The sequence below is a fragment of the Rubrivivax gelatinosus IL144 genome, assembly GCF_000284255.1.
Lineage (GTDB): Bacteria > Pseudomonadota > Gammaproteobacteria > Burkholderiales > Burkholderiaceae_C > Rubrivivax > Rubrivivax gelatinosus_A.
In genome coordinates, this window is sequence record NC_017075.1 from 4,994,520 (window position 1) to 5,019,123 (window position 24,604).

The window sequence follows — 24,604 nt, forward strand, 5'->3', positions numbered from 1 at the left end:
TCAGCTCATCATCAGCCGGCGGCTTCGCGCCACCGACATCAGGATCCCGAGCCCCAGGCCGAGCGTGACCATCGCCGTGCCGCCGTAGCTGACGAAGGGCAGCGGCACGCCGACCACCGGCAGGATGCCGCTGACCATGCCCATGTTGACGAAGGCGTAGGTGAAGACGCTGAGCGACATCGCACCGGCGAGCAGGCGCGAGAACACCGTCGGCGCCTCGCCGGCGATCATCAGTCCGCGGAAGATCAGGCAGACGAAGGCGAACAGCAGCAGCAGCACGCCGGCCAGGCCGAACTCCTCGCAGAAGGCGGCGAAGATGAAGTCGGTCGTGCGCTCGGGGATGAACTCCAGGTGCGTCTGGGTGCCGTTCATGAAGCCCTTGCCGGTGACGCCGCCGGAGCCGATGGCGATCATGCCCTGGATGATGTGGAAGCCCTTGCCCAGCGGGTCCTGCGTCGGGTCGAGCAGCGTGCAGACGCGGTGCCGCTGGTAATCGCGCAGGATCGGCCACTCGACGCCCGGCTGGCAGATCGTCGGCTCGGCGATGATCAGCGCGACGATGCCGACGACGCCCAGCGCCAGCACCGGCACGATCAGCTTCCACGACAGCCCGGCGAAGAAGATCACGTAGACGCCGCCGGCCAGGATCAGCAGCGCGGTGCCCAGGTCGGGCTGGTGCATCACCAGCAGCACCGGCACGGCCAGCAGCGCCCCGGCGACGAGGAAGTCGGGCACGCGCAGCAGGCCTTCGCGCTTCTGGAACCACCAGGCCAGCATCAGCGGCATCGCGATCTTCAGGATCTCGCTGGGCTGGATGACGACGCCCAGGTTGAGCCAGCGCGTCGCGCCCTTCTTCGTGATGCCCAGCCCCGGCAGCGCGGTCATCAGCACCAGCACGACGCCGATCACGTACAGCGGCACGGCGATCTGCTGCAGCCGCTGCGGCGGCACCTGGGCGACGGCGAACAGCACCACCAGCGCGAGCAGCATGTTGCGGCCGTGGTCGACGAAACGCGTGCCGTGGTCGTAGCCGGCCGAGTACATCGTCACCAGGCCGATGGCCGCCAGCAGCGCCAGCGCCGCGGCCAGCGGGCCGTCGAAGCCGGCGAAGACGCCGCGCACGCGCTGCCAGATCGACGGTTGCTCGAACACCGAGTTCATCGCCGGGCCACCTTCTGGACGTCGGATGCGGCGCCGGCCGGCGGCGCCAGGGCCGGCACGGGGGCCGGGTCACGGCGTGGCGGCGCCGACGGGGCCGGCGCCGGCGGCGCGGCGGCCAGCGTGGCGGCCGCGGACGCGGCCGACGCCGCAGCGTCGACGGCGGCCGGCGTCTGGCCCGGCAGCGGCACGTCGGCGGCGCGGCGCGGCGTGCCGATCGGCGGCCCGGAGCGGCCGCCGCGCAGCGCCGCCAGGTCTTCCTCGCTCGGGTACTGGCCGAGCAGCAGGTAGTCGATGACGCGGCGCGCGATCGGCGCCGCCGACGCGGCGCCGAAGCCGGCGTTCTCGACGATCACCGCCAGCGCCACGCGCGGCGCCTCCATCGGCGCCAGCGCGGTGTACAGCGCGTGGTCGCGCTTGTGCTCCTCGAGCTTGGCGGCGTTGTACTTCTCGTTGGAGCGGATCGTCACCGCCTGCGCGGTGCCGGTCTTGCCGCCGCTGGTGTACGGCGCGCCGGCGAACGCGCCGGCACCGGTGCCTTCCTGCACGACGCCCTGCAGCGCGCGCATCACCACCGCGACGTTCTCGGGCTTGAGCGGCAGGGGCTCACGCGGCTTGGCCGCGACCTGGCGCCGCTCGCGCGTGATGACGTCCTCGACCTCGCGCACCAGGTGCGGCGTGTAGCGCTGGCCGCCGGAAGCCAGCGTCGCCATCGCGTTGGCCATCTGCAGCATCGTGAAGTTGTTGTAGCCCTGGCCGATGCCCAGCGAGATCGTCTCGCCGGCATACCAGCGCTGCTGCTCCGGGCGCTTGTAGGTCTTGCGCTTCCACTCGGTGGACGGCAGCACGCCGGTGACCTCGCCTTCGAGGTCGATGCCGGTGCGCTGGCCGAAGCCGAACGGCGCCATCATGTCGTGGATCAGGTCCACGCCCATGTCGTTGGCCAGCGAATAGAAGTAGACGTTGCTGGACTTGACGATCGCCCGGTGCATGTCCACCGGCCCGAGCGCGATGTCGCCGTGGCTGCGGAAGGTGTGGTTGCCGAAGGTCCAGCTCGCGTTGTCCTGGATGACCAGCGAAGCGCTGCGTTTGCCCGACTGCAGCGCGTTGATCGCCATGAACGGCTTGTAGGTCGAGCCCGGCGGGTAGGTGCCGCGCAGGGCGCGGTTCAGCAGCGGCCGGTCGATGCTCTCGTTGAGCTCCTTCCAGCTCTCGACGTCGATGCCGTCGACGAACAGGTTGGGGTCGAAGGTCGGCTTGCTGACGAAGGCCAGGATCTCGCCGTTGCGCGGGTCGATCGCCACCAGCGCGCCGCGGCGGTCGCCGAACATCTGCTCGACCAGCGCCTGCAGCTTGATGTCGATGGACAGCACGAGCTTGTTGCCCGGCGTCGGCGGATGGCTGTCCAGGCGGCGCACGGCGCGGCCGTTGGCGCTGGTCTCCACCTCCTCGAAGCCGGTGGTGCCGTGCAGCTCCTGCTCGTAGCTCTGCTCCAGGCCGAGCTTGCCGATGTACTCGGTGCCGCGGTAGTTGTCCTGCTGCTCCTCGGGCCAGTCGGACATGGCCTTCTTCTCGGCCTGGTTGATGCGGCCGATGTAGCCCAGCAGGTGGCTGCCGACTTCGCCCAGCGGGTACTGGCGGAACAGCCGCGCCTTGACGTCGACGCCGGGGAAGCGGAAGCGCTGCGCGATGAAGCGCGCGACCTCCTCGTCGCTCAGCTTGGTGCGGATCGGCAAGGAGTCGAAGCCCTTGCTCTCCTCCATCTGGCGCTTGAAGCGGCGGCGGTCGCGCGGCTGGATCTCGACGTAGCGGCCGAGCTGGTCGATCAGCTCGTCGAGGTCGACGTCGCCGATGCGCGAGGGCGTGATCTCCAGCGTGTAGGCCGAGTAGTTGGTGGCCAGCACGACGCCGTTGCGGTCGACGATCAGGCCGCGGTTGGGCACGATCGGCACGATGGCGATGCGGTTGTTCTCGGCCTGCGTCGCCAGCTCGTCGTGGCGCACGACCTGCAGGTAGACGAGCCGCGTCGTCAGCAGCCCGAAGGCGACGAGCACGAAGGCCGCGGCCGCGAACAAGCGGGCGCGAAAGCGCCCGAGTTCGAGCTCGAGGTCCTTGATCTCGGTCACAGCGGCCGATTCTCGTCCGGATCCGGCGCGCGGCGCTGCGGCGCCAGCAGGGCGATCGTGACGAGCGGCCAGGCGAGCGCCTCGATCACCGGCGCGAGGAACATCCACCAGCCCGGGAACATGCCGCCGGCGGCCAGGCCCACGAGCAGCGACACCAGGTGCGCGGCGAAGAACAGCGGCGCGATCTGCAGCGCCTGCTCGACGACGCCGAACCACAGCAGCCGGCGGTGCGCGCTGATGGCGGCATAGGCGAGCAGCGAATACGCCAGCGCATGCTGGCCGAGCAGCGCGCCCTGGTGCACGTCCAGCAGCAGGCCGAAGCAGAAGCCGAGGCCGACGCCGACACGCCGCGGCTGGTGCACGGTCCAGAACACCAGCACCACGGCCAGCAGGTCCGGCAGCGCCGGGTGGCGGCCGAAGGGCAGCAGCATGAAGGCGAAAGCCAGCAGCAGCGTCAGCGCGATGAAGAAGGGGTTGACCGGCAGCAGCAGCTGGTCGGACCCGCGCGGCATGATCATTTGCGCCCGCTCCCGCGCCGTGGCGCGACCTCGGGCGTGGTCGGCGCCGGGTCCGGCCGCGGCGGCAGCTGCGCCGCCAGCGGCTCGAGCACCAGCACGTGGCGCACGCCGTCGCCGCGTGCGCTCGGCGTCAGCCTGATGCGCGCGAACCCGGACTCCGAGCGCCGCTCGACCGACATCACCTTGGCCACCGGCAGCCCCCCCGGATAGACGCCGTCGACGCCGCTGGTCTGCAGCTCGTCGCCGACACGCACGTCGTCGTTGGCCGAGGTGAAACGCAGCTCCATGCCGCCGCTGACGCCGAACGCGGCGCCGCGCTGCTGGGTGCGCACGTTGAGCACCGGGATCGCCGCGTCCTTGTCGACCAGCAGCGTCACTTCGGAGGTCAGCGCGAAGACACGCGTCACCTGGCCGAGCACGCCGTCCTGGTTGACCACCGGCGAGCCGGCGGCGACGCCCTGGGCCTGGCCGCGGTCGATGACGACCTTGCGCGAATACGGGTCGGCGGCCTCGTACAGCACCTCGGCGGCCTGCGAGCGCACCGACAGCGCGGGCTTGAGTTCGAGCAGCGCGCGCAGCTGGTTGTTCTCGGCGGCCAGCGCGCCGGCGCGCGCCAGCTTGTCGGCGTTGCCGGCGAGCTGCTGCAGCGCCTCGCGCTCGGCGGCGCGTGCGGCTTCCAGGCCGCGCAGGTAGTCGGCGCCGCCGAAGACGAGTTCCACCGGCACCGCCAGCGCACGCTGCACCGGCAGCAGCACGAAGGCGATCGCCTCGCGCACCGGCCCGGCGATGTGCAGCCGCGCGTCGGCCACCATCAGGAAGAAGGCCAGCGCGGCGAAGAAGACGAGCTTGGTGAGCGCCGAGGTGCCCTGGCGGAAGAAAGGCGGCGGCGTGCGGTCGAGCGTACCGAGCGGCATGGCGGCTCGCGGCGGGTCAGGACAGGCGGCGCGCGCCCGACGGCCGGCCGGCCGTGCGAGGACACGCGTCGCAGGGGTTCACGCCGTCACTCGGACGTGAAGATGCTTCCCAGGCGCTCCATGCGCTCCAGCGCCATCCCGCAGCCGCGCACGACGCAGGTCAGCGGGTCTTCGGCGACGAGCACCGGCAGGCCGGTCTCTTCGGCGAGCAGGCGGTCCAGGTCGCGCAGCAGCGCGCCGCCGCCGGTGAGCATCATGCCGCGCTCGGCGATGTCGGCGCCGAGTTCCGGCGGCGTCTGCTCGAGCGCGTTCTTCACCGCGCTGACCATCTGGTTCAGCGGGTCGGTCAGCGCTTCCAGGATCTCGTTGGAGCTGATCGTGAAGCTGCGCGGCACGCCTTCGGAGAGGTTGCGGCCCTTGACCTCCATCTCCTTGACCTCGGAGCCGGGGAAGGCGCTGCCGATGTTCTTCTTGATCGCCTCGGCCGTCGGCTCGCCGATCAGCATGCCGTAGTTGCGGCGGATGTAGTTGATGATCGACTCGTCGAACTTGTCGCCGCCGACGCGGATCGAGCCCTTGTAGACCATGCCGCCCAGCGAGATGACGCCGACTTCGGTCGTGCCGCCGCCGATGTCGACGACCATCGAGCCCGAGGCCTCGGACACCGGCAGACCGGCGCCGATGGCCGCGGCCATCGGCTCTTCGATCAGGTAGACGTCCGACGCGCCGGCGCCCAGCGCCGACTCGCGGATCGCGCGGCGCTCGACCTGGGTCGAGCCGCAGGGCACGCAGATGATGATCCGGGGGCTGGGCCGCGTCATCGAACGCGGGTGGACCATCTTGATGAACTGCTTCAACATCTGCTCGGTCACGGTGAAGTCGGCGATGACGCCGTCCTTCATCGGCCGGATGGCCTCGATGTTGCCGGGCACCTTGCCGAGCATGGCCTTGGCTTCAGCGCCGACGGCCTGGATGGTTTTTTTGCCATTCGGGCCACCTTCGTGGCGGATGGCGACGACCGACGGCTCGTCGAGCACGATCCCCTTGCCGCGCACGTAGATCAGCGTGTTGGCGGTGCCGAGGTCGATCGCGAGGTCCGTCGAGAAATAGCGACGCAGGGAGGCGAACATGTGGGGAGACGGCGGTCGGAAGGCGGCTGGATCGAAAGGCGGGGCCTGGCGCCTAAAGCGCGGGCGACGCGGTCGCACGGCCGGCTACCGACGAGGCATGTGGGGTAACCATAGATAATACCTGATCGCCCCCCGCGCTTGCCCTTGGGCAAGTGCTCATTTGCACCTGTTTCCATGGCCCTCACACCGCAGGACGTGAGCCGCATCGCGCATCTGGCGCGGCTCGAGCTTCAGCCCGACGAAGAGCAGCGCATGCTCGCGCAGCTCAATGACTTCTTCGGCATCGTCGAGAAGATGAGCGCGGTCGACACCAGCGGCGTCGAGCCGCTTTACACGCCGCTGTCGGCGGTGCAGGACGTCGCGCTGCGCCTGCGCGAAGACCGCGTCACCGAGAGCAACGAGCGCGAGGCCAACCAGCAGAGCGCGCCGGCCGTCGAGGACGGCCTGTTCCTCGTGCCGAAGGTGATCGAATGAGCACCGCCTTCGACCGGCTGGGCGTCGCCGAAACCGCCCGCGCGCTGCGCGCCAAGCAGTTCTCCAGCGTCGAACTCGTGCAGGCGCTGCTGGCGCGCGCCGACGCGCAACGTTCGCTCGGCGCCTTCCTGTCGCTCGACGCCGAGGGCGCGCTGGCCGCCGCGCGTGCCGCCGACGCCGCGCTCGCCGCCGGCGACGCGCCGGTGCTGGCCGGCGTGCCGATCGCGCACAAGGACATCTTCGTCACGAAGGACCAGCCCAGCACCGCCGGCTCGAAGATGCTGGCCGGCTACCGCAGCCCCTTCGACGCCACCGTCGTCGCGCGGCTGAAGGCCGCCGGCACGGTGACGCTGGGCAAGCTCAACTGCGACGAGTTCGCGATGGGCTCGGCCAACGAGAACTCGGCCTACGGCGCGGTGCACAACCCCTGGGACACGACGCGCGTGCCCGGCGGCTCGTCGGGCGGCTCCGCCGCCGCGGTCGCCGCGCGCCTGGTGGCCGCGGCCACCGGCACCGACACCGGCGGCTCGATCCGCCAGCCGTCCAGCTTCTGCGGCATCACCGGCATCAAGCCGACCTATGGCGTGTGCTCGCGCTACGGCATGATCGCCTTCGCCTCCAGCCTGGACCAGGCCGGGCCGATGGCACGTTCGGCCGAAGACTGCGCGCTGCTGCTGTCGGCGATGAGCGGTTTCGACGAACGCGACGCGACCAGCGCCGAACGCCCGCCGCAGGACTACCACGCCCAGATGCTCGCCGCGCGCGACGGCGCCAGCGCCGCACGCCCGCTCGAGGGCCTGCGCATCGGCCTGCCACGCGAGTTCTTCCCCGAGGCCCTGTCGGCCGACGTCGCCGCCGCGGTGCGCGGCGCGCTCGCCGAGCTGGAGAAGCTGGGCGCGACGCTGGTCGACGTCAGCCTGCCGCGCACCGAGCTGTCGATCCCGGTCTACTACATCATCGCCCCGGCCGAAGCGAGCTCGAACCTGTCGCGCTTCGACGGCGTGAAGTTCGGCCACCGCGCAGCGGAGTACACCGACCTGCTCGACATGTACAAGAAGACGCGCGCCGAGGGCTTCGGTCCCGAGGTCAAGCGCCGCATCATGATCGGCACCTACGTGCTGAGCCACGGCTACTACGACGCCTACTACCTGCAGGCGCAGAAGCTGCGCCGCATGATCGCCGACGACTTCCAGGCCGCCTTCCGCGACTGCGACCTGATCGCCGGCCCGGTGGCGCCGACCGTCGCCTGGCAGCTCGGCGAACAGGGCGACCCGCTGCAGGCCTACCTGGCCGACATCTTCACGCTGCCGGCCAGCCTGGCCGGCCTGCCGGGCATGAGCGTGCCGGCCGGCACCGGCGCGCACGGCATGCCGGTCGGTCTGCAGCTGATCGGCAACTACTTCGACGAAGGCCGGCTGCTGCACGCCGCGCACGCGCTGCAGCAATCGACCGACTTCCACACCCGTGCCCCGGCCGGGATCTGATCCGATGGCGACGTTCCCCCTCATCCGCGGCTACGAAGTCGTCATCGGCTTCGAGACCCATGCCCAGCTCTCCACCGAGAGCAAGATCTTCAGCGGCGCCTCGACGCGTTTCGGCGCCGAGCCCAACACCCAGGCCTGCCCGGTCGACCTGGCGCTGCCCGGCACGCTGCCGGTGGCCAACCGCGGCGCCGTCGAACGCGCGATCCGCTTCGGCCTGGCCGTCGGCGCCAAGGTCGCGCCGCTGTCGATCTTCGCGCGCAAGAACTACTTCTATCCCGACCTGCCCAAGGGCTACCAGATCAGCCAGTACGAGATCCCGGTGGTGCAGGGCGGCAGCGTCTCCTTCCTGCTCGACGGCGAGAAGCGTTCGGTGCGGCTGACCCGCGCCCACCTCGAGGAAGACGCGGGCAAGAGCCTGCACGAGGACTACCACGGCCAGTCGGGCATCGACCTGAACCGCGCCGGCACGCCGCTCCTGGAGATCGTCTCCGAGCCCGACCTGCGCAGCTCGGCCGAGGCGGTGGAGTACGCCAAGGCGCTGCACGCGCTCGTCGTCTGGCTGGGCATCTGCGACGGCAACATGCAGGAAGGCAGCTTCCGCTGCGACGCCAACGTCTCGGTGCGCCGCCCCGGCGAGCCTTTCGGCACGCGCCGCGAGATCAAGAACCTCAACAGCTTCCGCTTCCTGCAGCAGGCCATCGACTTCGAGGTCCAGTGGCAGATCGACCGGCTCGAAGACGGCCTCGCGATCGAGCAGGCGACGGTGCTGTTCAACCCCGACACCGGCGAGACGCGGGCGATGCGCAGCAAGGAAGACGCGCACGACTACCGCTACTTCCCCGACCCCGATCTGCCGCCGCTGGTCATCGCGCCCGACTGGGTGGAACGCGTGCGCGCCGCGATGCCCGAGCTGCCGGCGCTGATGGCCGAACGCTTCCAGCGCGACGACGGCCTGCCGGCCTACGACGCGGCGATGATGACCCAGAGCCTGGCCTTCGCGCGCTACTACGAGGCGGCGCGCGACGGCTGCGGCCAGCCCAAGCTGGTCGCCAACTGGCTGATGGGCGAGATCAGCAAGCGGCTGAACTCCGAAGGCGTGGCGATCGACGCCGCGCCGGTGGGCCCAGAGACGCTGGCCAAGCTGATCGGCCGCATCGCCGACGGCACGGTGTCCAACAACGGCGCGCGCCAGGTCTTCGACGCGCTGTGGAGCGGCGAGGCCGCCGAGGTCGACGCCGTCATCGAGGCCAAGGGCCTCAAGCAGATGAACGACAGCGGCGCGCTGGAGAAGATCGTCGACGAGGTGATTGCCGCCAACGCCAAGTCGGTCGAGGAGTTCCGCGCCGGCAAGGACAAGGCCTTCAACGCGCTGGTCGGCCAGGTCATGAAGGCCAGCAAGGGCAAGGCCAATCCGGCGCAGGCCAGCGAACTGCTGCGCCGCAAGCTCGGCGGCTGAACGCGGCGGGCCGGCGCCTCAGCGCGCCGGTGCCGACGAGGTCTCGGCCGGCATCGGCCCCAGCGTGCCGGGCCGCGCGCCGGCCCAGAGCCGGCGCAGACGCTCGAGTTCGGCGTCGTAGAGCTTGTTGATGCGCACCAACTCGGCTTCCTGGTTGGCCATCGCCGCACGCTGGGCCTCGGTGGCCGCGTCGTTGGCGTCCATGGCCTGGCGCAGCTTGGGCGGCAGCGGCTTGCCCGGGTAGAACTCGGCTTCGTCGAGCAGCGGCTTGCGCTCCGAGGCGAGCAGCTTCAGACGCTGCTCCGAGGCCCGGATCGCGACGCGCACCGTCTCCAGCGCGCTCTCCCGCGCGCGCTGGTGCGTGTCTTCGTTCGGGTAGCGCACCATCAGGTTGCGGTCGCGCCGCGCGGCGTCGGCCTGGGCCGCACGCGCCTCGGCGGCACGGCGCTCGCGGGCCTCGATCTCGGCACGCTCGTCGGCCGTCGGCGTCGGCGGCACGACGCGGCGCAGCGAGCCGTCGCGGTTGAGCAGGCGCTGCTCGCGCGCGACGCACTCCGGGATCGGCCGGTCCGAGGTGATCTTGCGGCCGCTGTCGTCGACGCAGGTGTAGATGCCGTCGGGCCCGCGCCCGGATGACGGCTCGGCGGCCACCGCCGTGCAGGCCGCCAGCAGGCAGAGACCGGGAACGAGCCGCCCGCGTCGCGCCATTCAGACCCCGTAGCGTTCGCGATAAGCCTGCACGGCCGGCGCGTACTGCTCGAGTGCGGGGTCGGCGCCGGAGCGCAGGTAGGCCAGCAGGTCGGCGAGCGTGGCGACGGCGACGACCTCCAGTCCGAGCTGGGCACGCACCGCCTGCACCGCCGAGAGCTCGGCGTCGCGGCCGTCGGCGTCGGTCGCCTTTTCCTGGCGGTCCAGCGCGATCGCCACGCCGCAGGGCGTGGCGCCGGCGGCGCGGATCATCGCGATCGACTCGCGCACCGAGGTGCCGGCGGAGATCACGTCGTCGACGATCAGCACGCGGCCGGCGACCGGTGCGCCGACCAGCGTGCCGCCTTCGCCGTGGTCCTTGGCTTCCTTGCGGTTGTAGGCGAACGGCACGTTGCGGCCTTCGCGCGCCAGCTCGATGGCGATCGCCGCGGCCAGCGTGATGCCCTTGTAGGCCGGGCCGAAGAGCATGTCGAACTCGAGCCCGCTGGCCAGCAGCCGGCGTGCATAGAATGAAGCGAGACGGCCCAGCTTGGCGCCGTCGTCGAACAGCCCGGCATTGAAGAAGTAGGGCGACAGCCGCCCGGCCTTCGTGCGGAACTCGCCGAAGCGCAGCACGCCGGCCCCGACCGAGAACTTCACGAAGTCTTGCGCCAGGGCGTCGGGGGCGTTCATGGAGGTCATCCCTTGGGTTTTCGTCTGGTCACGCTCAACCTGAACGGCATCCGTTCGGCCGCGAACAAAGGTTTTCTCGATTGGGCCGCAGCTGCGGCCGCAGATTGTATGGGGGTGCAGGAGGTCAAGGCGCAGGCCGCGGATGTGGCCGGACGCTTCGAACGGGTGGGCGGCCTCGACGGCCACTTCCACTACGCCCAGAAGAAGGGCTACTCGGGCGTCGGTCTGTACACGCGCCACGAGCCGAGCGACGTCGTCGGCTTCGACGGCGGCGAGTTCGACGCCGAGGGCCGCTGGATCGAACTGCGCTTCGACAAGCCCGGGCGCAAGCTGTCGATCATCAGCTGCTATTTCCCCAGCGGCTCCAGCGGCGAGGAACGCCAGGCGGCGAAATACCGTTTCCTCGACCTGCTGCATCCGCACCTGATGGCGTTGAAGGCCGAACGCGAGTTCATCCTCGTCGGTGACGTCAACATCGCGCACAAGGAAATCGACCTGAAGAACTGGCGCGGCAACCAGAAGAACAGCGGTTTCCTGCCCGAGGAACGCGCCTGGATGACGCGGCTGCTGGACACCGGCGTCGTCGACGTCTTCCGCCGCCTGAACCCCAACCCCGAGCAGTACACCTGGTGGAGCAACCGCGGCCAGGCCTGGGCGAAGAACGTGGGCTGGCGTCTGGACTACCACCTGGCGACGCCGGCACTGGCCGAGACGGCACGGCGCGAGCAGATCTTCCTGGCGCAGCGCTTCTCCGATCATGCGCCGTTGACGATCGATTACGAATTCACGCTCTGAGCCAAGACGTGCGGCCGAATACGCTCATTCGGGCGGTGGATACGATGCAGGTCAAACAGATAGGGGCACTCGAAGGCAGAATGTAAAGCGCGAACAGAGGCAGGAGGCGGGCACGCAGAGCCCGCGCGCATTACCCGCCCATCCGCACCGTATCCCTGGGGAGGAAGTCACCGCCTACCCGCAATCGTTTCGAACGACTGACGAAAGGCGATGACCATGCTCGAACGGCAGCCCGCCGCACGCCCCGCCACGCCACCGCTGTTGCCGCGCTCGATGACCGAGCGCACGCCGACCGGCGGTTGGGCCCGCTGTCTGAGCCTGATGCTCGACGAGATCGACTACGGTCTTCTGCTGCTCGACACGAACGGCGTCGTGCGCTGGCGCAACGACCGTGCGCTGGCCGAACTCGACGAGGCGCATCCGCTGCAGATCACATCCGGCCGCCTGGGCGCCCAGTTGCCCGACGACGCTGCACGCCTGGCCACCGCGGTATCCGACGCCGCACAGCGCGGCACGCGCGAGATGCTGACGCTGGGCGCTGGGCGTCAGCGTGTCACGCTGGCCGTCGTGCCGCTGGCCCCCGACGCCCTCGAGGGCCAGCCGGCGACGATGCTGCTGCTGGGCAAGCGCCAGGTCTGCGAAGACCTCTCGGTGCGCGGCTTCGCTCGCGCCCACCGCCTGACGCCGGCCGAGACGCGTGTGCTCGAAGCGCTGTGCGCCGGCGTCGCGCCGCAGAAGTTCGCCGAACACCAGGGCGTGCGCATCTCCACGGTGCGCACGCAGATCGGCAGCATCCGCGAGAAGACCGGCGCGCGCAGCATCCGCTCGCTGGTACGCATGGTCGCGCTGCTGCCGCCGATGGTGCCGGCGCTGCGCGGCGTGGTCTTCGAGCCGATGGAACGCTGGCCGCTGGAACGCGCCACCGACGCCGCCTGAGGCGGCGGCCGCTGCCGGCGCGTCAGCCGCGCGCCGGCGGCCCGTACTGCCGGCCGGGCTTGGCCGCGCGCTCGTACAGCGGCATCACCTTGGGCAGCTTGGCCTGGATGTCGGCGATGCGCGTCGGCCCGGACGGGTGCGTCGACATGAACTCCGGCGGCGCGTTCTTGTTCGCCTCGATCATCTTCTGCCACAGCGAGACGCCGGCGCGCGGGTCGTAGCCCGAACGCGCGGCGAGGTCCATGCCGACGATGTCGGCCTCGGACTCGTCGTCGCGGCTGAACTTCAGCGTCAGCAGCTGGCTGCCCATGTTGAGCAGCGTGTCGCCGGCCTGGCCCAGACCGAACAGCGCGCTGACCAGGCCGGCGCCGATGCGCGTGGCCGCCGTCTTGCCCATGCGCTCGCGGGCGTGTTCGCGCAGCGCGTGCGCGACCTCGTGGCCCATGATCGTCGCCACCTCGTCGTCGCTGAGCTGCAGCTCCTTCAGGATGCCGTAGTAGAAGGCGATCTTGCCGCCCGGCATGCAGAAGGCGTTGAGCTGCTTGCTGCCGATGAGGTTGATCTCCCACTTCCAGCCCGAGGCGCGCCGGTTCCAGGACGCGGTATAGGGGACGATGCGGTCGGCGATCGCACGCAGGCGCACCAGCTGCGGGTGGCCGTCGGGCGCCAGCGCCTTGGCGGCGCGGGCCTCGCGCAGCATCTGCTCGTACTGCTGGGCGGCGGCTTTCTCGACGTCCTCGGCGGGCACGAGCTTGGTGAACTTGGACTCGCTGCCGACGTCGCCGCGCACGCCGTCCTGGGCGACCGCCGGCCCGGCCAGCGCCATGCCAGCGCCTGCGGCGAGCGCGCCGGTGAACAGGCGGCGGCCGTGCAGCGCGCAGCGGCAACCCATTGCGTGGAGCATCGGAGGCAGGTCGATCCGGGCGTCGGTGTCGAAGGTGTTCGGCATGAGGCTTGGGACCCGGCTCCCAGCGCCGGGGTTCCGCGTGCGGATTCTAGGAGCCGGACGTGGCTCAGTCGTCGGTGGCGCCGGCGGTGGCCGGGTCGACCTCGAGCGCCCGCACGCTGTCGCGCAGCCAGACCAGCATCACCAGCGCCGGCGCCGCCAGCACCGTGCTCAGCACGAAGAAGCTGGGCCAGCCGATGCTTTCGGCCAGCACCCCGGCCAGCGGCCCGACCCAGACGCGGCCCACCGCGGCGAAGGCCGACAGCAGCGCGTACTGCGTCGCCGTGAAGCGCTGGTTGCACAGGCTCATCAGGAAGGCGACGAAGGCCGCCGTGCCCATGCCGCCGGAGATGTTCTCGAAGGCCACGACCATCAGCAGCCCGCCGTCGACCGGCGTCGGCTGCGCCAGGTGCACGAAACCCCAATCGAAAGCCGGGATCAGCAGCCCCGGCATCACGCCCTTGCCGTTGACCGCCAGCCACCAGAAGCCCAGGTTGCTGGCCATCTGCAGCGCGCCGAAGACCAGCAGCGCGCGCCACAGCCCCAGGCGCAGCATCAGCGCGCCGCCGACGACGGCGCCGGCGATCGTCAGCCACAGCCCGATCAGCTTGTTGACGACGCCGACCTCGGCCGAACCGAAGGCCATCGCCTTCAGCAGGAAGGGCGTCATCAGCGAGCCGGCGAAGGCGTCGCCCAGCTTGTAGAGCACGATGAACAGCAGGAAGGCCGCCGCGCCGCGCTGCGCGAAGTAGCTGCGCAGGCCGCCGAGCAGGGTCTCGAAACGCGCCGCGCGTGCCGCCCAGCCGGCCAAGGGCAGCGTGAAGACCAGGCCCATCATCAGCACGGCGAGTTCCAGCCAGCGCGTCTGCAGCGTCGGCGCCATCGAGCTCGCGGCAAGCAGGCCGCCGAACAGCGCCTGTGCCAGCACGGCGCCGAAGCGGTCGGTCAGGAACACGCCCACCGCGACCGCGGCAAGCACCGCGACGAAGCCGACGAGGTCGTTGCGGGCCAGCGTCGATTGCCGCGGTGCCGTCTTCAGCCGAGGCAGCGCCAGCGCCGACAGCACGGCCAGCACCGCCATCAGCCCGGCCATGAAGCGGTAGACCTCGGGCCAGGTCCAGCCGCCGCCCTGGCCGGGGTCGGTCCAGATCAGCGCGATGCCACCCGACAGGATCATCGCCAGCCGGTAGCCCATCACGTTCAGCGAGGCGCCGAGACCGCGCTCGCGGTGTTCGAGCAGGTCGGTGCGGTAGGCGTCGATGACGACGTCCTGCGAGGCCGAGACGAAAGCCACCAGCACCGCCAGCAGCGCGAAGGCGCGGATCGACGCCGAAGGCGAGGTCGTCGACAGCAGGAAGAGCACGCCGGCCAGACCGAGCTGCGTGAGCACCAGCCAGCCCCGCCGTCGGCCGAGCACCGGCAGCTCGAAGCGGTCCATCAGCGGCGCCCAGAGGAACTTGAAGGTGTAGGGCAGGCCGACGAGGCTCAGAAAGCCGATCGTCGCGATGTCGATGCCGTCGGTCGTCAGCCAGGCCTGCATGGCCTGGCCGGTGAGGGCCAGCGGCAGGCCCGAAGCGAAACCGAGCAGGGTGACGACGGCGAGGCGGTGCAGCGCGGTGGCGCGCTGCGCCAGCGAAGAAGGCATCGGCGGATTCTAGGAGGCGGCCAGGCGGGCCTTGTCGCGGCGGCAGGCCGCCCTCAGATCGGAAGCATGGACCATCCGCTGCACCTGCGTTGCCCGCATTGCGAGGCGATGAACCGTCTGCCCGCCGCCCGGCTGGGCGAAGCGCCCAACTGCGGCCGCTGCGGCCAGCCGCTTCTCGACGGCCGCCCGGTCGAACTGGGCGACGCCGACTTCGATGCCGCCGTCGGCGCCCACCCGCTGCCGGTGCTGGTGGACTTCTGGGCTCCGTGGTGCGGCCCGTGCCGCGCGATGGCGCCGGCCTTCGAGCAGGCCGGCCGTGCGCTGGCCGGGCGCGCGCTGCTGGTCAAGGTCAACAGCGACGACAACCCGCAGCTCGCGGCGCGCTTCGGCATCCGCAGCATCCCGACGCTGGTGCGGCTGGAACGCGGCGAGGAAACCGACCGCCACAGCGGCGCGATCCCGGCGCAATCGATCCAGCAGTTCGCGCGCGCGGCCGGCTGAGGCCGCGGCTTCAGTTGATGCTCGGCGAGGCCGGCGTCTGGGCGGTCATCAGACGGGCGATGATGCCCGTCTCCTCGCGCGGCGAGAACGCGTAGGGGTAGAGCGAGCGCTCGTCGGCGTCGAGGTCGTTGCGGCCGCCGAAAGCCTCGATCTGCTCGCGGATGTAGGCGAAGTCGATCGTCAGCAGCACCGCCGGTGCGTTGACGAAACGGTTCAGGCGCTCCTCGCCGATGATGCGCGCGCCGAGCATGCGCTCGTAGTAGCGCACGTGGCGCGGGTTCACTTCCATCACCAGCGCGTCGTAGCCGCGCAGGCGGTGGGCGACGATGTAGGCGACGTGGAACAGCGCCGCGAGCACACGCTTGCTGCCGGACATCGGGTCGATCGCCAGCTTGGTGAACTCGCAGACGCGGCGGTTCTGGCGCCGCAGCGCCTCCATCTCGGCGGGGAAAGCGTCTTCGGCGCTCAGGCCTTCGGCACTGTCGAGCGCGACGGTGATCGTGCCGATGGTGTCGTCGTTCTCGGTGGCCGAGAGCGTGATGCGGTTGGTGGTCTGGTCGCTCGGCAGCGAAACGGCGTGGTAGCCGCGCCAGGCGTAGCGGTCCTTCAGCAGCGAGTTCGCGTGCTGACGGCATACGTAGGAATCGGCGGAGCGGATGCGGAACACACGCTCGGGGACATCGGCGGAGGGCGCGCGGGCAGGCAAAGCGCGCCCGTCCGACACCGGGCGCCGCACGGTGCGCTGACCGCCGATCGGCGCCACGATGATCGTGTCAGTCGTCATTACTGGTCTCTTTGGTACCCAACGAGCGGCCGAGTCTGCCCAAGCGACCACGGCGCAACTGTGAGAAAGGATTACCAGTCTGCCCGAGGATCGTGAGATCGCTCACGATTGCGCCACCAAGTTGTAACGGCCAGTTTACGGCGCACGATTTGTGGCGTATTGCGAAACACTCGGCGTCGCGCCGCCGCTGCGTCGTGTAACCGATCATTTCAACGGCGGCGCGTCCGAGCTCAGTCGACCTTGATGCCAGCCTTGGCGCGCATCGCCGGGTCGACGTCGACGAGGTGCCACCACTCTTGCCAGAACAGCGGCCGGCGGAAGCCCGTGACCCAGGGCTGCCACATGTCGGTGCTGATGCGGTGCACCAGCGGCTTGTACGGCATGTAGGCGATCGACAGGATCTTGGCCTGGCGGAACAGCTCGTCGCGCTCCGGGCCGTCGGGCAGCACCAACAGGCGGTCGTAGATCGCGTCGAAGGCCGGCAGCTTGAAGCGCGCCAGGTTCTGCGAGCCCGACTGCGGCCCGTGCAGGCGGGCCAGCGCACTCTGGCCGTCGGGCACGTCGGCCGACGAGCCCAGCATCCAGATCTGCAGCTTGCCGGCGCGCGCCAGCTTCAGCTGCTCGGGCCACTGCCCGGTCTGGAAAGTCGTTCGGATGCCGATCGCCTCGAGGTTCTTGCGCCAGAGTTCGTCGAACTGGCGGTTGATCTGCGACGGTTGCGTCGCGTAGACCAGCACCAGCGGTTTGCCATCGGGCAGCTCGCGCCAGCCGTCGCCGTCGCGGTCGACGTAGCCGTACATGTCAAGCAACGCACGGGCGCGCGCCGGGTCGTAGTCGCCGGCCTCGCTCTTGAAGTTCGGGTCGTAGCCGCTGGTGTTCGGCGCGATCTGAGACTGCGCCGGGATCGCCTGGCCCTTGCGGATGACGCGGATCTCGCGTTCGGTGTCCATCGACAGGGAGATCGCGCGGCGCAGCGCCACCTTCTCGGGCGTGTAGCCGCCGACGACCGGATCTTCCATGTTGAAGTAGGCGATCGCGATGTCGGCGTTGACCTGGCGCGCCGCCTGGATGCCCTTGCGTGCGAGGTTGGGCGCGACGTGGCCGTTGGGCATCGCGACGTTGATGAACGAGCCCGGCATCGAACCGTACTGCCCGGCCAGCATGTCGATCTGCCCGTTGAGGAAAGCCAGCCAGCGCGGCTGCTCCTCCTCGATGATCGAGATGCGCACCTCGTCAACCATCGGGATGCGCCGGCCCTTCAGACGCGCCAGGATGGCCTGGCCTTCCGCATCGTCGGCCGCCGGCTCGGCGTCGTAGTGCATCTCGCGGAAGTCGGGGCTTCGCTCCAGCACGATCAGCGAGCTGCGCCGCCACTGCTTGAGCCGGAACGGGCCGGTGCCGACCGGATGCTCGGCGATCTTGTCGCCGTAGAACTCGACGACCTCGCGCGCCATCGCACCCAGCAGGTCGGACGCGGTCAGGTTCTCGATGAAACGCGGCGAGGGATCGCGCAGCGTGAAGCGGATCGTGTAGCGATCCAGCGCGCGCAGGCCCGGGATCACGTGGTCGTAGTCGAAGCGTTTCTTCTGCGCGACGACCTCGCGCCGGTAGTCGGCCAGGCCTTCGATCTTGAAGGTCTCGACGCCACCCCAGACCTGGCTGCGATTGGCCGGATCGGCGATTCGCTGGAAGGCGTAGACGTAGTCCTGGGCGACGAGCTCGCGCTTCTTGCCCTTGAACGCCGGGTCGTCGGCGAAGTAGATGCCGGGCTGCAGCTTGACGGTCCAGACCCTGTAGTCCGGCGACACCTCGGGCATGCCGGCGGCCGTCAGCGGCCGGATCTTCACCGGCCGCGCGAGGTGGTCGTAGCGGTACAGCGCCTCGAAGATGTGCGGCGTGACGGTGCGCGAATAGAGGTCGCTGAGCTGCGCCGGATCGAAACCCGTCTCGGCCGTCGTGAACGCGACGCGCAGGATCTTGCGGCCGCCGTCAGCCGCGGGTTCGGCGGCGTGCACGGCGGTGGTGCAGGCCAGCAGCACGCCGGCCAGGAAGGAATAGAACTTCATCGTCTTGGGTCGGTCAGGAACCGCGGCGCGCCTGCGCCTCGGGGTCGAGGTCCACGTATTTCCAGAACTCGCGCACGAAGATGTTGCGGCTGTAGCCCAGCACCCAGGGATAGGCGAGGTCGGTCCAGATGCGGTGCACGGTCGGCTTGTAGGGAGCGTAGGCGACGAGCAGCTTCTTGGCCGCGTCCATCGCTTCGCGGCGCTCGGGCCCGTCGGGCAGGCGCGCCTGCTTCTCGTACAGCGCGTTGTAGGCCGGCAGGTCGAAGCGCGGGTGGTTGGACTGGCCCTTGTTCGGCCCGTAGCCCAGCGCCAGGAAGGTGTCGCCGTCGGGCAGCTCGGCGCTCCAGGCGACGCCCCACATCATCAGCTTGCCGGCACGCGAGGCCTTCAGCTGCTCGGGCCACTTGGCGGGCTTGAACACGATGCGGATGCCGATCGCGTCCATGCTCTTCTTCCACAGCTCGTTGAGCTTGCGGCTGAGCTGGTCGGGCTGCGTCGCGTACTCCAGCACCAGCGGGCTGCCGTCGGGCTGTTCGCGCCAGCCGTCGCCGTCGCGGTCGACGTAGCCGAACATGTCCAGCAGCGCGTTGGCGCGCGCCGGGTCGTACTCGCTGCTCTCGCTCTTGAAGGCCGGGTCGTAGCCCTGGACTTCGGGGCCGACCATCGACTGCGCCGGGATGCCCTGGCCGCCACGCACCAGCCGGATCTCGCGCTCGACATCGACCGCCAGCGCGATCGCGCGGCGCAGCGCCACCTTGTCCGGCGTGTAGCCGCCGACGACCGGGTTCTCCATCGCGAAGTAGGTGTAGGAGACGTCGGCCTTGGCGTAGCGCAGCATCAGCACGCCACGCTTGGCGAGGTTGGGTGCCAGCTCGTTGTTCGGGAAGGCGACGTTGGCGAACTCCGCCGGCACCTGCTCGGCGACGTCCTGCTCGACGTTCAGGAAGGACAGCCAGCGAGGCTGCGGCTCCTCGATGATCGAGATCTTCACGCGGTCGACCAGCGGCAGGCGCCGGCCCTTGAACTCGCGCGCAATGGCCTGGAGCCGGGCGTCGCCTTCGGGCGCCTGCTCGTCGTAGAGCACCGTGCGGTAGCCCGGGTTGCGGTCGAGCTCGATGCTCGAGCTGCGCTTCCAGGCGCCGAGCTTGAACGGCCCGGTGCCCACCGGGTGATCGCCGACGCGGTCGCCGTAGAACTCGACGACCTCGCGCGCCACCGCACCGGTGAGCGAGGCCTCGGCGAAGTTGTAGACGAAGCGCGGTGCCGGCTCGGCCAGCTTGACCTGGAAGGTGTAGCGGTCCAGCGCACGCAGGCCCTCGACCGGCGTGTCGTAGTCGAAGGGCTTGCGCTCCTTGAGCGCCCGGGCGCGCAGTTCCGACAGGCCGAGGATCTTGTTGCTCTCCAGCCGGTACAGCCGGCCGGCACGCCAGCGCGGGTCGTAGAAGCGCTTGATCGAATAGACGTAGTCCTCGGCGACCAGCTCGCGCTTCTTGCCCTTGAACGCCGGGTCGTCAGCGAAGTAGATGCCGGGCTTGATGCGGAAGGTGAAGGTTCGGTAGTCGGCCGAGACCTCGGGCATCGCCGCCGCGGTGTTCGGGCGCAGGCGCACCGGGCGCTCGAGGAAGGCGAACTCCAGCGGCGCCTCGAGGATGCCGGAGACGACGGTGATCGAATACAGGTCGCTGATCACCGCCGGGTCGAAGCCGGTCTCGGCGATCGGAAACGCGTAGCGCAGCGTCTTCGGCGCCGTGCTGGCGGTCTGCGCGGCTCCGGAGAGGGCCGTCGCGAGCAGGCAGACGGCCAGCGCAGCGGACCGGACCAGGCGTTTCATCGGGCGAAGGTTTGGTTACGAAAGCGGCGGAGTCTACGGTGCACGGCAGGCCCGCGGGGCGCCGCCACCCCGCGCCGCGGCGGGGATCCGGGCGGCTCGCAAGCTCCGTGCCCCGACAAGGGCTGGCGCGCCTCCTGCTTGTCCCGTGACGTCGCGGGGACATGACCCGGCGGTCGCGCCAGCGCGACGCCCCTACACTCGCGCATCCTGTAACACGGGCCGCGGCACGAGCGCGGCCCGCTTTTCGTCGATTCGCAGATGGCGGCTTACCTGATACGACGCCTGTGGCAAATGATCCCGACGCTTGCCGGGGTGGTGCTGCTGGTGTTCCTGCTGTTCAAGTTCTTCGGCGGCGACCCTGCCGAAATCATGGGCGGGCTCAACGCGACCCCCGAGCAGATCGCGGCGATCCGCCAGGAGCTGGGCCTCGACCAGCCCTGGTCGATGCAGCTGTGGATCTTCGTGAAGTCGATCCTCACCTTCGACTGGGGCCACAGCTGGGCGACCAACGAGCCGGTGTCCAGCCTGTTCGCCAGCCGCCTGCCGGCGACGCTGACGGTGATGGTGCCGATCCTGATCCTCGACACGCTGCTGGCGCTGCCGATCGCGATGTGGGTGGCCTACCGCCGCGGCTCGCTGACCGACCGCACGATCATGGTCGTCACGACCATCGCGCTGTCGATCAGCTTCCTGGTCTACGTCATCGTCGGCCAGTACTTCTTCGGTTTCCGCCTGGGCTGGTTCCCGGTGCAGGGCTGGAGCGACTCGACGCTGAACAACCTGCTGACCTACGCGCCGCTGCCGGTGCTGCTGGCGGTGGCCGTCGGCATCGCGCCGCAGACCCGGCTGTACCGCAGCTTCCTGCTCGACGAGCTCGGCCAGGACTACGTGCGCACCGCACGCGCCAAGGGCATGGGCGAAGGCACGGTGCTGTTCAAGCACGTGCTGCGCAACGCGATGATCCCGATCCTGACGAACATCGGCCTGGCCCTGCCCAGCATCTTCGTCGGCTCCTTCCTGATCGAGGTCTTCTTCTCGATCCCCGGCCTGGGCCGCGAGGTCCTGCTGGCCGTCAACCGCAGCGACTACCCGGTGATCCAGGCGGTCACCGTGTACCTGGCCGTGCTGACGATGCTGATCAACCTGCTGACCGACCTGATGTTCAAGGTCGTCGACCCGCGCGTGGTGCTGAAGTGAGTGCCGTCATGTCTTCCCCGGCCGCCGTCGACGCGGCCCAACAACGTTCCGAGGGCGTCTGGCACGCCGCCTGGCGCCGCTTCAAGAGCGACCGCGTCGGCGTCACCTCGCTGGTCGTCGTCATCGCCTTCCTGCTGCTGATCCTGCTGTCCTGGGCCGGCGTCGTCGCCGGCGACTGGCAGCGCGAAGTGGGCGTGGCCAACGCGCCGCCGACCTTCGTCGGCCCGGCCGAAGTCGCCGACAAGGCAGCCATCGCGGTGCCCAAGGGCCCCAACGTCGACCTCTCCGACGTCGACCCGCTGGCGCCGCGTTATGCCGAATGGGCCGAACGCGCCGCCAAGCTGAAGACCGAGGAGGCGCCCAAGGCCGAGACGCTGCCGCTGGGCGGCGACCGCCTCGGCCGCGACGTGCTCGAGAAGGCGATCAAGGGCACGCAGATCTCGGTCTTCGTCGGCGTGCTGGCGGCCGTCGTCGCGACGACGATCGGCACGCTGCTGGGCGCCTTCAGCGGCTTCTTCGGCGGCAGGATCGGCGACGCGCTGGAGTGGCTCTACAACGTCTTCGAGTCGGTGCCGGGCATCCTGCTGATCTTCGCCTTCGCCGCGGTGCTGGGCCGGGGCATCGACACCGTCGTGCTGATCCTGGGCTTCACCGGCTGGACCGGCATGTACCGCCAGGTGCGTGCCGAGTTCATCAAGCACTCCAGCCGCGAGTACGTGCGCGCCGCCGAGGCCATCGGCGCCTCGCGCATGTCGCGCATGTTCCGCCACATCCTGCCCAACGTCAGCCACGTCGTGCTGGTGCGCATGGGGCTGCTGGTGGTCGGCTTCATCAAGGCCGAGGTCATCCTGTCCTACCTGGGCCTGGGCGTGCCGGTCGACCAGGTGAGCTGGGGCACGATGCTCGCCGAGGCGCAGAGCGACCTGATCCTGGGCTACTGGTGGCAGCTCGCCGCGGCCACCGTCTTCATGGCGGTGTTCGTCACCGCGTTCTCGCTGATGGCCGACGCCGCGCGCGACGCGCTCGACCCGAAGCTGCGGGGGCTGGAATGAGCACCGCGCACGACACCGTCCCGACGATGACCCCGCTGCTTTCCATCCAGGACCTCAAGGTCGAGTTCCGCATGGGCCAGGGCCAGCGCGCCCAGGCCGTCAAAGGCATCTCCTTCGACGTGCCCGAGAACACCACCGTCGCGCTGGTCGGCGAGTCGGGCTCGGGCAAGAGCGTCACCGCGATGTCGGTGCTGAACCTGCTGCCCGAGAACGCCGAGCGCAGCGGCCGCATCCTCTGGCGCGAACGCGACCTGCTGAAGACCTCGCTGCGCGACCTGCAGGCCCTGCGCGGCAAGGAGATCGCCTGCGTCTTCCAGGACCCGATGAGCTCGCTGAACCCGGTGTTCAACGTCGGCCAGCAACTCGCCGAACCGCTGATGCGCCACCTGGGGCTGACGCGCCGCCAGGCCTGGGCGCGCGCCGAGGAGCTGCTCGGCGAGGTCGGCATCCCCGAGCCCAAGCGCCGCCTGCTGGCCTACCCGCACGAGATGTCCGGCGGCCAGCAGCAGCGCGTGATGATCGCGATGGCGCTGGCCTGCGAGCCCAGGCTGCTGATCGCCGACGAGCCGACCACGGCGCTGGACGTGACGATCCAGCGCCAGGTGCTGGAGCTGCTGGGCAAGCTGCGCGAACGCCACCGCATGAGCCTGCTGTTCATCAGCCACGACCTGGGCGTGGTCGGCGAGATCGCCGACCGCGTCGTCGTGATGCGCCACGGCGCGATCCGCGAGACCGGCCCGGTGGCACAGATCTTCGCCGCGCCGCAGGACGCCTACACCAAGGCGCTGCTCGCCTGCCGCCCGGCGCTGGATTCGAACCCGGGCCGGCTGATGGTCATCGACGACCACATCGCCGGCCGTGGCGCGGCCGCCGCCGCCCAGGCCAAGGACCCCGCGGCGCCCGTCGTGCTGGAGGTGCGTTCGCTGGCCAAGAGCTTCTGGCTCAAGGAAGGCCTGTTCGGCAAGCGCGAGTTCAAGGCGGTGCGCGACGTCAACTTCAAGCTGCGCCGCGGCCACACGCTGGGCGTGGTCGGCGAGTCGGGCTCGGGCAAGACGACGATGGGGCTGACGCTGCTGCGCCTGCACGAACCCACCGGCGGCGAAGTCATCTTCGACGGCAAGAACCTGCTGAAGCTGAGCGACCGCGAGCGCCAGCTGATGCGCCGGCGCATCCAGATCGTCTTCCAGAACCCGTACGCCAGCCTGAACCCGCGCTTCACGATCGGCCAGGCGCTGATCGAGCCAATGACCATCCACGGCATCGGCACCGACACCGCCGAGCGCGAGCAGCGTGCGCGCACGCTGCTGGAGAAGGTCGGCCTGGACGGCCGCGCCTTCGGCAAGTACCCGCACGAGTTCTCCGGCGGCCAGCGCCAGCGTGTCGCGATCGCGCGCTGCCTGACGCTGGAGCCCGAGGTGCTGGTGCTCGACGAAGCCGTCTCGGCTCTGGACGTCAGCGTGCAGGCCCAGGTGCTGAACCTGCTGAAGGACCTGCAGGACGAACTCGGCCTGGCCTACGTCTTCATCAGCCACGACCTGTCGGTGGTGCGCTTCATCAGCGACGAGGTGATGGTGATGAAGGACGGCCAGGTGGTCGAGCAGGCCAGCGCCGAGCAGATCCTGCTGGCGCCGCAGCAGGACTACACGAAGCGGCTGCTGGCGGCGATTCCGCGCGGGTATCGGCCGGCGGCCTGAGGCTCAGCCGCGCCGGCGCGCCTTCTTCGGGGGCGGCGGCGCGGCCATCGTTCCCCGGCATCGGGGCGCGCCGCAGTGGCACGCGAAGTCCGCCGGGTCTTCGTCGCCGATGTCCAGCGAGTAGTCGATGAACAGCTCCTCGCCGACGCGGATCGCGCGCCGGGCCTCGATGGCGATCTGCAGCCTGCCGTCTTCGTCCTCGACCTCGTAGGCCGCGCAGTTGGGCGCGCACGAGTGGTTGAAGTGGCGCGTGCCGTTGCCGCCTTCGCGGCCGTCGATCATCGAGCCGTCGGACAGGCCGAAGAAGTAGGTCAGCGCGTTGTCCCAGTCCAGGCGCTCGATCTCGGCGGCGCTCCAGCGCCGGCCGGCGTAGAAGCCCAGGCGTTCGCCGCGGCGCAGGTCGCGCGTGGCGAAGGCGCCGAGGCCGTGCACGTGGCTGTCGCGGACCTCGAACGGGGCGTCGGCGTCGTTCATCGGCGCGCATTGTGCCCGGCACCAGCGCAAGGCAGGCTCTGCG

At 70.1% G+C, this 24,604-nt stretch carries 22 protein-coding genes; 9 read left to right on the forward strand and 13 right to left on the reverse strand.

The features are described from left to right. From rodA to RGE_RS22770, 5 genes are all read right to left on the reverse strand, one after another. Entirely contained in the window at positions 1-1,161 is a 1,161-nt protein-coding gene (rodA, locus tag RGE_RS22750; protein WP_014430844.1) for a rod shape-determining protein RodA, read from the reverse strand. Then, complete coding sequence (gene mrdA, locus RGE_RS22755; protein ID WP_014430845.1) at positions 1,158-3,284, reverse strand: penicillin-binding protein 2; 2,127 nt, start codon at positions 3,282-3,284, stop codon at positions 1,158-1,160. Before mrdA ends, rodA begins: the two co-directional genes overlap by 4 nt. Beyond that, positions 3,281-3,802, reverse strand: a complete 522-nt coding sequence (mreD, locus tag RGE_RS22760) for a rod shape-determining protein MreD (protein WP_014430846.1) — start codon at positions 3,800-3,802, stop codon at positions 3,281-3,283. Before mreD ends, mrdA begins: the two co-directional genes overlap by 4 nt. Then, the gene (gene mreC / locus RGE_RS22765) at positions 3,799-4,716 is read right to left on the reverse strand and encodes a rod shape-determining protein MreC (RefSeq protein WP_014430847.1); all 918 of its coding nucleotides are present in this window, start codon (positions 4,714-4,716) and stop codon (positions 3,799-3,801) included. The genes mreD and mreC overlap by 4 nt, the downstream gene beginning before the upstream one ends. Positions 4,717-4,802: 86 nt before the next feature. Further along, entirely contained in the window at positions 4,803-5,846 is a 1,044-nt protein-coding gene (locus tag RGE_RS22770) for a rod shape-determining protein (protein ID WP_009856758.1), read from the reverse strand. A 174-nt stretch (positions 5,847-6,020) separates the two neighbouring features. Between RGE_RS22770 and gatC the strand changes: the two genes are divergently transcribed. The 3 genes from gatC to gatB are packed head-to-tail and all read left to right on the forward strand — an operon-like array spanning position 6,021 to position 9,260. Beyond that, positions 6,021-6,320: an Asp-tRNA(Asn)/Glu-tRNA(Gln) amidotransferase subunit GatC gene (gene gatC, locus RGE_RS22775; RefSeq protein ID WP_014430848.1), complete on the forward strand. Its 300-nt coding sequence runs from the start codon at positions 6,021-6,023 to the stop codon at positions 6,318-6,320. Beyond that, the gene (gene gatA / locus RGE_RS22780; protein WP_014430849.1) at positions 6,317-7,804 is read left to right on the forward strand and encodes an Asp-tRNA(Asn)/Glu-tRNA(Gln) amidotransferase subunit GatA; all 1,488 of its coding nucleotides are present in this window, start codon (positions 6,317-6,319) and stop codon (positions 7,802-7,804) included. The genes gatC and gatA overlap by 4 nt, the downstream gene beginning before the upstream one ends. Before the next feature lie 4 nt (positions 7,805-7,808). After that, positions 7,809-9,260, forward strand: coding sequence for an Asp-tRNA(Asn)/Glu-tRNA(Gln) amidotransferase subunit GatB (gene gatB, locus RGE_RS22785; RefSeq protein ID WP_014430850.1), 1,452 nt, complete (start codon positions 7,809-7,811; stop codon positions 9,258-9,260). An 18-nt stretch (positions 9,261-9,278) separates the two neighbouring features. Here gatB and RGE_RS22790 read toward each other — a convergent pair whose 3' ends face one another. Together RGE_RS22790 and pyrE are read right to left on the reverse strand one after the other, a co-directional pair. Next, entirely contained in the window at positions 9,279-9,968 is a 690-nt protein-coding gene (locus RGE_RS22790) for a DUF4124 domain-containing protein (protein ID WP_014430851.1), read from the reverse strand. Further along, positions 9,969-10,640, reverse strand: a complete 672-nt coding sequence (gene pyrE, locus RGE_RS22795; protein WP_014430852.1) for an orotate phosphoribosyltransferase — start codon at positions 10,638-10,640, stop codon at positions 9,969-9,971. Positions 10,641-10,652: 12 nt separating this feature from the next. On the opposite strand from pyrE, the gene RGE_RS22800 reads away from it, so the two are divergent. Both RGE_RS22800 and RGE_RS22805 read left to right on the forward strand, forming a co-directional pair. Further along, positions 10,653-11,435 carry an exodeoxyribonuclease III gene (locus RGE_RS22800; protein WP_014430853.1) on the forward strand — a complete coding sequence of 261 codons (783 nt, stop codon included), beginning with the start codon at positions 10,653-10,655 and terminating at the stop codon, positions 11,433-11,435. Between the two features lie 216 nt (positions 11,436-11,651). Beyond that, the gene (locus RGE_RS22805) at positions 11,652-12,371 is read left to right on the forward strand and encodes a helix-turn-helix transcriptional regulator (RefSeq protein ID WP_232504967.1); all 720 of its coding nucleotides are present in this window, start codon (positions 11,652-11,654) and stop codon (positions 12,369-12,371) included. Positions 12,372-12,393: 22 nt separating this feature from the next. Here RGE_RS22805 and RGE_RS22810 read toward each other — a convergent pair whose 3' ends face one another. Together RGE_RS22810 and RGE_RS22815 are read right to left on the reverse strand one after the other, a co-directional pair. Beyond that, complete coding sequence (locus RGE_RS22810) at positions 12,394-13,320, reverse strand: M48 family metallopeptidase (RefSeq protein ID WP_043784402.1); 927 nt, start codon at positions 13,318-13,320, stop codon at positions 12,394-12,396. A gap of 64 nt (positions 13,321-13,384) precedes the next feature. Beyond that, a complete protein-coding gene (locus RGE_RS22815) occupies positions 13,385-14,962 on the reverse strand; it encodes an AmpG family muropeptide MFS transporter (protein WP_014430856.1) in 1,578 nt (525 codons plus the stop codon). A 66-nt stretch (positions 14,963-15,028) separates the two neighbouring features. On the opposite strand from RGE_RS22815, the gene trxC reads away from it, so the two are divergent. Further along, positions 15,029-15,463: a thioredoxin TrxC gene (gene trxC / locus RGE_RS22820; protein ID WP_014430857.1), complete on the forward strand. Its 435-nt coding sequence runs from the start codon at positions 15,029-15,031 to the stop codon at positions 15,461-15,463. Between the two features lie 10 nt (positions 15,464-15,473). Here trxC and RGE_RS22825 read toward each other — a convergent pair whose 3' ends face one another. From RGE_RS22825 to RGE_RS22835, 3 genes are all read right to left on the reverse strand, one after another. Beyond that, complete coding sequence (locus RGE_RS22825) at positions 15,474-16,247, reverse strand: N-acyl amino acid synthase FeeM domain-containing protein (protein ID WP_014430858.1); 774 nt, start codon at positions 16,245-16,247, stop codon at positions 15,474-15,476. A 230-nt stretch (positions 16,248-16,477) separates the two neighbouring features. Then, on the reverse strand, positions 16,478-18,313 hold the full coding sequence (locus tag RGE_RS22830; RefSeq protein ID WP_014430859.1) for an ABC transporter substrate-binding protein: 1,836 nt from the start codon (positions 18,311-18,313) through the stop codon (positions 16,478-16,480). A 13-nt stretch (positions 18,314-18,326) separates the two neighbouring features. Then, positions 18,327-20,144: an ABC transporter substrate-binding protein gene (locus tag RGE_RS22835; RefSeq protein WP_014430860.1), complete on the reverse strand. Its 1,818-nt coding sequence runs from the start codon at positions 20,142-20,144 to the stop codon at positions 18,327-18,329. A gap of 258 nt (positions 20,145-20,402) precedes the next feature. Here RGE_RS22835 and RGE_RS22840 point away from each other — a divergent pair, with 258 nt between their 5' ends. Genes RGE_RS22840 through RGE_RS22850 form a run of 3 tightly spaced genes read left to right on the forward strand, consistent with a single transcriptional unit; the run spans position 20,403 to position 24,087 of the window. Then, positions 20,403-21,341 carry an ABC transporter permease gene (locus RGE_RS22840; RefSeq protein WP_014430861.1) on the forward strand — a complete coding sequence of 313 codons (939 nt, stop codon included), beginning with the start codon at positions 20,403-20,405 and terminating at the stop codon, positions 21,339-21,341. Positions 21,342-21,349: 8 nt separating this feature from the next. Then, a complete protein-coding gene (locus tag RGE_RS22845; protein WP_014430862.1) occupies positions 21,350-22,393 on the forward strand; it encodes an ABC transporter permease in 1,044 nt (347 codons plus the stop codon). 26 nt (positions 22,394-22,419) lie between these two features. Further along, positions 22,420-24,087 carry an ABC transporter ATP-binding protein gene (locus RGE_RS22850; protein WP_014430863.1) on the forward strand — a complete coding sequence of 556 codons (1,668 nt, stop codon included), beginning with the start codon at positions 22,420-22,422 and terminating at the stop codon, positions 24,085-24,087. A gap of 3 nt (positions 24,088-24,090) precedes the next feature. Here the strand turns inward: RGE_RS22850 and RGE_RS22855 are convergent, their stop codons facing one another. Beyond that, entirely contained in the window at positions 24,091-24,561 is a 471-nt protein-coding gene (locus RGE_RS22855) for an SET domain-containing protein (RefSeq protein WP_014430864.1), read from the reverse strand. Positions 24,562-24,604 lie beyond the last annotated feature (43 nt).